Below are 7239 nucleotides of genomic sequence, written 5' to 3'. Positions count from 1 at the left end.
AAATGACAAATGACAAATGACAAATGACAAATGCCCCATTAAGGAATGTTGCTTTGTTTCTCATAAATGAGACGTGCATGATCGCCATAACTTATTTTCATGCAAGGGTTAACAAATCATGCTCCATGTATAAACCTTTCCTGGAATTTTTAGAAAAAGAGCTATTTCAGCGGTTTGATTTACAAAGTAGGGTCATTCCCCCTGGTTTGGAATTCAAAGTTAGCGATCGCGGCAGAAACCCAGCAACTATTCGCAGTTGGTGTTACCAATCTCAAGAGTTGCGGAAAATTCGCTATACCTATATTGATGCTGGGGAGAGTGCCCAAATTTTTAACAGTGTGATTTATCCCAGTCATCACTACGATTTACCTTTGTTAGGGATTGACTTTTTATCCTTTGGTAAAGTCAAAAACCTGATTGTGCTTGATTTCCAGCCTTTATTTCAGGATGAAGATTATCAAAAAAAATATATAGTTCCGCTGAAATCTCTGCATGATAAATACCCGGATTTGGCACAAAACTTAGAAATGAAGTTTTACGATGCCAACCAGTATTTTTCTAAATACCTATTGTTTGCCAAAACCGACCCTGAAACCGTGGCAACGCGAGTTTTTGAAGCTTTTCAGGATTATTTAAACTTGTATTGGCAAATGTTAGCAGATGCCAAACCGCTCCAAGACCCTGAAGATATCCAGCGGATTGTCAAAGCCCAAAAAGACTATGACCAATATAGTGCAGACCGCGATCCAGCATCTGGTTTGTTTAGCAGTTACTTTGGTCATGAATGGGCAGAGCGCTTTCTCCATGAATTCTTATTTGAAGATGCTGTCCCCCTAGCAGTCGGTGCCGGCAAAAGATGACCGAAGTGACGCTTTATCAACCATTTCTCGATTATGCGATCGCCTATATGCGATCGCGTTTGGATTTACAGCCCTATCCTATCCCGACTGGGTTTGAGTCCAAGAGTGCTGTTGTGGGCAAGGGAAAGAATCAAGAAGAGGTTGTCACCACCAGTTATGCCTTTCAAACTTCAAAATTGCGGCAAATTCGGGCAGCTCACGTGCAAGGTGGCAATTCGCTGCAAGTGCTAAATTTTGTGATTTTTCCCCGCCTCAACTACGATTTACCCTTTTTTGGGGCAGATTTAGTGACATTGCCAGGAGGACATCTAATTGCTTTGGATATGCAGCCTTTATTTCGGGATGATTCAGCATATCAGGCGAAATATACCGAACCAATTTTGCCCATTTTCCACGCCCACCAACAACATTTGTCTTGGGGAGGAGATTTTCCCGAAGAAGCACAGCCTTTTTTCTCTCCCGCTTTTCTTTGGACTCGTCCTCAAGAAACATCTGTAGTAGAGACTCAGGTGTTTGCCGCTTTCAAAGACTATTTGAAAGCTTATCTAGATTTCGTGGAGCAGGCAGAACCTGTAACAGATTCCCAAAATTTAGTAGCCATTGAGCAAGCCCAACTGCGATACCTGCGATATCGGGCTGAAAAAGACCCAGCGCGAGGAATGTTTAAACGCTTCTATGGTGCAGAATGGACTGAAGAGTATATCCACGGCTTTTTATTTGACCTAGAGAGAAAATTTACAGCCATCAACTAGAGGCTCTTTGACTGCACTCACTCAGTGCCGAGTAAAGTGTCAATGAAGACTCGTTCAAGTCACGTTAAACTAGGAAAATAATCTAAGTTATACCAATTCAAAAAATTTTGCAGCAGATACCCCACCTGCGCTGACGCGCATCCTTACCAATGTATTGAGGAGGATTGGCAGGGATCTTATCTATATAATATATGTTGCATTCTTTTTTCAAATTGGTATTAGCTGTACTTAAACTAGTTTGTCTTCATAATGGTTTCTACCTTTCCCAATCCTTCTTCTGTTGATCTATCTCGCATCCGACTTTCGATCCGCTCATTGCAACCGCAATTAGTAGAGTGGCGGCGGCGATTGCATCAACAACCAGAGTTGGGTTTTCAAGAAAAACTGACTGCTGAGTTTGTATCACAAAAGCTGCAAGAATGGGGAATTGAGCATCAAACTGGCATTGCCCACACTGGCATTGTGGCCACCATTAAAGGTAAAGGGGAAGTTTCAGAAACAATCCAAAATCCAAAAGTTTTAGCGATTCGTGCGGATATGGATGCTTTGCCAATCCAAGAACTCAACGAAGTGCCGTACAAATCGCAGCATGATGGAGTAATGCACGCTTGTGGACATGATGGACATACAGCGATCGCTTTAGGTACAGCTTATTATCTCCAGCAGCATCGCCAAGACTTCTCCGGTATCGTAAAAATTATCTTTCAGCCAGCGGAAGAATCACCAGGAGGCGCAAAGCCAATGATTGAAGCTGGAGTTTTGAAAAATCCTGATGTTGAAGCAATTATTGGTTTGCACTTGTGGAATAATTTGCCTTTAGGAACAGTTGGTGTGCGTCCTGGCGCATTGATGGCAGCTGTGGAATGCTTTAACTGCACAATTTTGGGTAAAGGTGGACACGGCGCACTACCCCATCAAACTGTTGACTCCGTTGTTGTTGCTGCCCAAATCGTCAATGCTTTGCAAACTATTGTCGCTCGGAATGTTAATCCCATTGATTCAGCAGTAGTGACAGTGGGAGAACTTCACGCTGGAACCAAACGTAATGTAATTGCTGATACAGCGAGAATGAGTGCTACTGTCAGGTATTTTAATCCTAGTTTGAAAGGCTTTTTTAACCAGCGTGTCGAGCAAATTATTGCTGGAATTTGTCAGAGTCATGGTGCAAATTATGACTTAGAATATTGGTCACTTTATCCACCAGTAATTAATGATATTAAAATAGCAGAACTAGTACGATCTGTCGCAGAAGAAGTGGTAGAAACTCCTGTGGGTATTGTGCCAGAATGCCAAACTATGGCTGCTGAAGATATGTCATTTTTCTTAGAAGAGGTTCCTGGTTGTTATTTCTTTCTGGGTTCTGCTAATCCCGCAAAAGACTTAGCATATCCCCATCATCATCCCCGGTTTGATTTTGACGAAACCGCCTTGGCAATGGGTGTGGAAATATTTGTTAGATGCGTGGAAAAGTACTTTGTTTCATGTCATTAGTCATTTGTGACTACAAAGGACTAATGACCAAGGACGACCATAACAAAAATTTTCATAATCTCATTTAGGATGGCTATATCCCTAATTCGTGACTATCGGTTTCTGTTGATTGCTAACTTCTAAAGGCAGGAAAATCGTCATCACTTCCCCATAGTGTGGACGTTGACGCACAATTAGTTTGCCACCAATCGCCTGAAACAAATGCTTGGTTGCAGCGATATTCAAACTAATCGTACCTGTTTCTGGTTGAAACATCAGCAGTTGACCTAAAGCCTTGCGAATTGGTGGTGTTGCAGGTATGGCGGCTTTATTTGAATCTTTGCATCGGAATTGCGGCGATAATTGTAACTTCAGTTGATCTCCAGCTGGGATAACTTGTACTTGAATATGGCTGCCAGCGGGTAAGCTGCGAGTAAAATTTTCCATCAAACCAGTGAGAACCTGATCCAGCATGGTGGGATTGCTCACTACTGTTGGTAATTGCTGGGGTAAAATAACATTTAAAGTTAAGTTCCGCCGATGCGCAGCTTGTTCCCAACGGGGAATGCTCTGCTGCAACACTTGATCTAAAGACATCGGCGTGAGTTGAGTTTTTGACGATTTTGCTGAGGCAGTAGTTTCTAGTTCTGCGGCCTTAAACAGCAATTCCATGCGGTCAATTTGCTCGGTACACTCGTGATCGATAATTTTTAAACGATTGATCGCGCTAGCATCTAAGTCTCGCCGCTTTAACAGCAGACGAGTCATGGTGCGAATAGTTGTTAAAGGTGTGCGGACTTCGTGAGCAAAGGCTTGGAGCAATTCTACATCAGGATTTGAGGATTGGACATTGGCCATCCCTTCGGCTTTGCTCAGGGCAAGTGGGCATTGAGGATTGGGGAAAACTCTTCTCCCCTGCTCCCCTGCTCCTCTGCTCCCCTGCTCCTTTAGTTCTTCCCCAGTCTCTAATAAAGAGTCTTTAGTCTCTTCTGGTTCTGTTAATTCTTGAAGCAATAACTGACTAAAGTGAATCATCATGCGGTAGTCTGGTGCTACCGGAGAATACTGTTCTACTAATGCGTCCAAGCGCGCGAAAAATTCTGGATTAGCCAGCATTACCCGTGCCCCTAGCGATCGCCAAGCCTGCTGCACTATCTCTGGCTCAAAAGAAAATGAAAAGGTTTTTTTATTGTTTTTGTGGGTTGTTAAAACTAGTACTAATCTGAATTTATCTGTAAAAACCAAGCAAAACTGTTCTGCCCCCAGCGGATCGGCAGGTAGTAAAGGAAGTACCGATTCATTGGGAGCAATTTCTTCATTGATAGACGCAATTGCACCTGGCATCTGAAATGGCATCAGCGCCAAAGGGTTAAATGGTTTTGCTGTAAAAGTTACTGTTTGTAAACTTTGAGTCAATTTTGGTTGACTAAACAAGGGTGCTGGTGCAGCTAAAACTAATCCTTGGGTTGTGTCAACTGAAGGGTCTGCTAAAGTATTTAATAGCAAATGTTCTGTCGCTGCGAGGCTGATACGCCACTGCTGCTCTGCTTTAGCAGGTGAACATTCTGCCACACTTGATTGATTTTCAGCCAAGATTTCGCTCAGGCTTGGCAATATCCATTGGTACACAGGCTTTCACCCCTTAATTCAAGAGCGACTAACAGCGTCTAGGTTAGACATTTCACTACTATCTAAGAGGTTATAGCTATTTGTATACTGATGACAGTGGTAGAACCGAACAATTCAGGGGCAATTCCCCTCTAACTGAACTCCGTTTTGGGCAAACTATGCTTGCAACACAAAATCTGATGCCGTGAGAGTTGATGTTAATACTTTTTTCCTCCAGAATAACTGCCTGCTCTTAATAAGAATACAATGTTGGCTCCTCGTTTCTTGTTCCCTTTTTTTTGCTCACTGATGCAAAGTCAGGTAAGCTTCTTTACCCAATCTTAATAATTTGAATTCTTGTACATAATAATTAGATAGATGTTGACTTTTTAGTAGCTTGTTGGGAAAATACGTAAAAAATTAACCAGATGATTGACCATAGCGATCGCCTAGCTTCTCGTAAAGAAGGCAGATTCCAGGGTGTTGGAGGACTTGAACTGTATTACCAAAGCTGGCATCCAGAGGGTAAAGTCCGGGCAATATTAGTCATTGTGCATGGACTCGGAGGGCACAGCGATCGCTACAGTAATGTAATTGAGCATTTGATACCCAAGCAATACGCTGTCTACGCCTTAGACTTGCGTGGTCATGGACGCTCACCAGGTCAACGAGGCTATATCAACGCTTGGAGTGAGTTTCGTGAAGACTTGGGAGCTTTTTTACAGTTAATTCAGACTCAAAATCCTGGATGTCCAGTTTTTCTCTTGGGTCACAGTTTAGGCGCGGTGATTGTCTTAGATTACATTCTGCGCTATCCCCAACAAGCATCATTATTGCAGGGTGCGATCACTCTTGCGCCAACCTTGGGGAAAGTTGGAGTTTCACCGATTCGGGTACTTTTAGGAAAAATGCTCTCACGGGTGTGGCCGCGTTTCACCCTGAATACAGGCATTGACACCAGTACTGCTTCACGAGATCCGCAGGTTGTAGCTGCGATCGCTCAGGATACACTGCGACATACCCGTGCTGCTGCCCGTCTAGCTACAGAATTCTTTGCAACAGTTGATTGGATTAATGCTCATGCAGGTGATTGGCAATTACCATTGTTGATTCTCCACGGTGGCGCAGACCGAGTTGCTTTACCTATGGGAAGCGACAACTTTTATCAACGGGTAAAGTATGCAGATAAGCTGAGAATTGAGTATCCAGAAGCTTATCACGAGATTCAGCGTGACCTAAATTACCGCGAGGTACTAGCTGATTTAGAAGATTGGTTGGAGCGACACCTACCATCTGAGGTGGTTCAGTTAGGACGGGGAAGTGGTGAGTTAGAGTTTCCTAGTTCTTAGTATTCTGACTATGACTCAAAGTATGCTGCAAACTCGTCAGCTAATTTATCTGCAATTACTTCAAACTCCTTATCGTTCAGTTGAGCCTGTATATGAAGCTTTGCCATCAACTGAGCGCGTTTTCCTTCTTGACTCTTGCGCTGTTGGTCTTGAAAGATTAGCTCTTGAAGATATTCATTAGCTGAACTATAACCGCCTTTAACTACTTGTTCTTCGACAAAGACTTTCATCGACTCAGGTAAGAAAATCTTAATGTTAGTCATACCTTGAGATATCTGGTGGGCGATTTTATCTACTACATTACCAGAGCGATCGCATATTAAAATGCAGAGTCAGTTATTTACATTATCTGAAAAATATGTTGCTGAGGATACAGAGTTTTTGCCAACCAAGATAGGCTCTCCCTTTACTCCTCCACGGGTAAGAGTACAAATTTTACAAAGGTTTTCACACTCAAAGATTGCTAGAACTAGCTCTTTCCCTGTTTGGTAAGAGGATGGTAAAGGTTTACCTACCTCGCATTTCATATCAATTTCGCGATCGCGCCACTGTAACTTCCAAATACGCTTTTCGGTTATTGGTGCTTTAAGAGACTGAGCAAGAGCACTATATACCTGCTCTGCTTTGATATCATCCTTGGCTGCTGGTACAAAAAACTTCATAGGCCGAGGTTACAAATAACGTAGGTTTCATTAGCATCAGCGTAACGCAGTTACCAAGGCAATCTGCTCCCATCCCACGAGAAAAAGTGTCCACTATCGCCTTCTTGAAGCTGTTCGATGACAGCCAATAATTGGGTAACAGTACGTTCCACTGAAAATAATTTTTCCGCAGGGACATTTCCCTGGAAAGGACGAGAAAGACGCGTATCAGTTGTACCAGGATGCAATGTTACTATTAATGCTTTCGGACAACTTCTTTTATACTCAATTGCCGCAGTTCGCATCAACATATTGAGTGCTGCTTTAGAAGCGCGATAGCCGTACCATCCACCAAGTTGGTTATCGCCAATACTGCCCAATTTAGCAGAAATAGTGACAAACACGCTGCGTTCTCCATGACGAAACAGAGGCAATAAATGTTTAGCCAGTAAGACAGCACCAATACTATTTATCTGAAAGTAGCGCAGCAAATTTTCCGAATTGATCTGTCTTAAGCTTTTTTCAGGTTGTAAAGTATCTTCATGTAACAGTCCTACAC

8 protein-coding genes are annotated in these 7239 nt (G+C 42.8%); 4 read left to right on the top strand and 4 right to left on the bottom strand.

What is annotated here, in order from left to right:
- Positions 1-125: 125 nt before the first annotated feature.
- The 3 genes from IQ229_RS06710 to IQ229_RS06700 all read left to right on the top strand — a co-directional run bounded on the left by IQ229_RS06710 (position 126) and on the right by IQ229_RS06700 (position 3103).
- Positions 126-860 carry a 15,16-dihydrobiliverdin:ferredoxin oxidoreductase gene (locus IQ229_RS06710; protein WP_194042363.1) on the top strand — a complete coding sequence of 245 codons (735 nt, stop codon included), beginning with the start codon at positions 126-128 and terminating at the stop codon, positions 858-860.
- A 5-nt stretch (positions 861-865) separates the two neighbouring features.
- Positions 866-1612, top strand: a complete 747-nt coding sequence (locus tag IQ229_RS06705; RefSeq protein WP_194042364.1) for a phycoerythrobilin:ferredoxin oxidoreductase — start codon at positions 866-868, stop codon at positions 1610-1612.
- A gap of 249 nt (positions 1613-1861) precedes the next feature.
- Positions 1862-3103, top strand: coding sequence for a M20 family metallopeptidase (locus IQ229_RS06700; RefSeq protein ID WP_194042362.1), 1242 nt, complete (start codon positions 1862-1864; stop codon positions 3101-3103).
- Positions 3104-3184: 81 nt separating this feature from the next.
- Here IQ229_RS06700 and IQ229_RS06695 read toward each other — a convergent pair whose 3' ends face one another.
- Complete coding sequence (locus IQ229_RS06695; RefSeq protein WP_194042361.1) at positions 3185-4711, bottom strand: sensor histidine kinase; 1527 nt, start codon at positions 4709-4711, stop codon at positions 3185-3187.
- Positions 4712-5118: 407 nt separating this feature from the next.
- Here IQ229_RS06695 and IQ229_RS06690 point away from each other — a divergent pair, with 407 nt between their 5' ends.
- A complete protein-coding gene (locus IQ229_RS06690) occupies positions 5119-6039 on the top strand; it encodes an alpha/beta hydrolase (protein WP_194042360.1) in 921 nt (306 codons plus the stop codon).
- An 8-nt stretch (positions 6040-6047) separates the two neighbouring features.
- Here the strand turns inward: IQ229_RS06690 and IQ229_RS06685 are convergent, their stop codons facing one another.
- From IQ229_RS06685 to IQ229_RS06675, 3 genes are all read right to left on the bottom strand, one after another.
- Complete coding sequence (locus IQ229_RS06685) at positions 6048-6302, bottom strand: ribbon-helix-helix domain-containing protein (RefSeq protein ID WP_194042359.1); 255 nt, start codon at positions 6300-6302, stop codon at positions 6048-6050.
- 69 nt (positions 6303-6371) lie between these two features.
- Positions 6372-6701: a hypothetical protein gene (locus tag IQ229_RS06680; protein WP_194042358.1), complete on the bottom strand. Its 330-nt coding sequence runs from the start codon at positions 6699-6701 to the stop codon at positions 6372-6374.
- Positions 6702-6751: 50 nt separating this feature from the next.
- The coding region (locus tag IQ229_RS06675; RefSeq protein WP_194042357.1) for an SDR family NAD(P)-dependent oxidoreductase at positions 6752-7239 on the bottom strand (488 nt) is incomplete at its 5' end.

Origin of the sequence: Nostoc cf. edaphicum LEGE 07299, from assembly GCF_015207245.1 — a bacterium.
GTDB lineage: Bacteria > Cyanobacteriota > Cyanobacteriia > Cyanobacteriales > Nostocaceae > Nostoc > Nostoc edaphicum_B.
This window is presented reverse-complemented; position numbering and strand designations above follow the sequence as displayed.